The organism is Phytoactinopolyspora endophytica (genome assembly GCF_004138495.1).
Lineage (GTDB): Bacteria > Actinomycetota > Actinomycetes > Jiangellales > Jiangellaceae > Phytoactinopolyspora > Phytoactinopolyspora endophytica.
Genome location: NZ_ML142873.1, coordinates 23,123 through 24,597, shown reverse-complemented (window position 1 = coordinate 24,597; position 1,475 = coordinate 23,123). Strand labels below are relative to the sequence as shown.

The 1,475-nt window shown below is 67.7% G+C and carries 2 protein-coding genes; one reads left to right on the top strand and one right to left on the bottom strand.

All coding sequences use genetic code 11. The features are described 5' to 3' along the window. Positions 1 to 795 (top strand): hypothetical protein (locus ELR45_RS31285; protein WP_165368262.1); only part of this gene is annotated, 795 nt, incomplete at its 5' end. A gap of 4 nt (positions 796 to 799) precedes the next feature. Here ELR45_RS31285 and ELR45_RS31280 read toward each other — a convergent pair. After that, the gene (locus tag ELR45_RS31280) at positions 800 to 1,321 is read right to left on the bottom strand and encodes a MarR family winged helix-turn-helix transcriptional regulator (RefSeq protein ID WP_129669781.1); all 522 of its coding nucleotides are present in this window, start codon (positions 1,319 to 1,321) and stop codon (positions 800 to 802) included. Between the last annotated feature and the right edge of the window lie 154 nt (positions 1,322 to 1,475).

Below are 1,475 nucleotides of genomic sequence, written 5' to 3'. Positions count from 1 at the left end.
CGCCCCACCAGCAACGAGATCGAGCCGGTGGTCAAGCGTGCGGCGACGAGAGTGATCGAAGCGCTGGGTACCGCCACGCAGGATGGCGGTGCGGCGGACCGGCTGCGTGACGCAGGAGTGAGCCCGGACCTTGCCGACCAGGCCGGTGCGCTGGTTCCGCCCGCCGCGCCGGCCGTCGTCGAGGTGGTCTACCCGCAGTACGGCGGCCTGACCACCGACCGGGCAAGCGTCATGGCCGTCGTCCAGCAGACATGGGTCTCGGGCGCCAGTACGAACAGCCGCACGGTGACCGCCGATGTCCGGCTGCGCAGGTCCGGTGGCGCGTGGTCGGTGACCGGCCTGCTGGTCGCGGAGCCGACGGAAGTCCCCTCGCAGACGCTCACCGGCACTGCCGGCGAGCTGGCGGGCCTCGCCGGGGTGGAGTTACCGGACGCGGCGCTGGCGGACCTGGCCGGCGACGAGGTCGATGACCTGGTGCCGGACCTGCTGATACAGCTCGCCTCCAGCTTCAGCTTCTCCGTGAGTGTCTTCCGCACCGGACACCCGAAGCGGGTGTTCGGATCGAACCGGACGAGCAATCACGACCGGGGCCGCGCCGTCGATATCTGGGCCATCGACGGCCGGCCGGTGGTGACGATGGCGACCGACGACCCGACCCTGCTCTCCTTCTTGGAGGCCGCACGTGACCTGGGCAGCGACGAGATCGGCGCACCCATCGATCCCGACGGTCCGGGTGGCGTGCATTTCACCGACGATGTTCACCGCGATCACGTGCACATCGGCTTCGAGCCCTGAGACGTCAGTCCTGACCGTGGCGTTGCGCCATCATGCCGTGCGGCGACAGCCGAAGGTGGATACGCTGGCCGATCCGCCGCAGTTGTTCCACCTCTTCCTCGGACAGCACGTCGAAGACCATTTCCCGCACGGCCTCCACATGCCCGGGAGCGCTCTCGACCACCTTGTCCCAGCCTTCGCCGGTGAGGATGGCATTGGTGTACCTGCCGTCCTCCGGCCGCGGCTCGCGGCGGACCCAGCCGCGCCGCTCCAACCGTTTCACCACGTGCGACAGTCGGGACAACGAGCCGTTCGCGAGATCGGCGAGCTCACTCATGCATCGGGTGCGCTGCGGAGCCTCGGACAGCGCGGACATCACCGCATACTCGAAGTGGCTGATGCCCGAGTCCCGCTGTAGCTGCGCATCGAGCGATGCGGGCAGCAGGATCAGCACGCCTACCAAGGCCCTCCAGGCGTCCTGCTCATCCGGGCTCAACCATCTGGGCCCTGATTCTTCCGCGGGAACGGTGCGTTCGGTGCTCGTCACGAGTCAAGTCTACTTAGCTTGACACTTCAAGTGACATCGTCGACGTTCAACCGCACAGCTAGTCGGGGTAAACTACGCTAGGGCGAATTCGCCGTTCGTCGATGAGGATCTGACGAGCCCGCTCCCGGATGGCCGGATCGCGGCGCATCGCGGC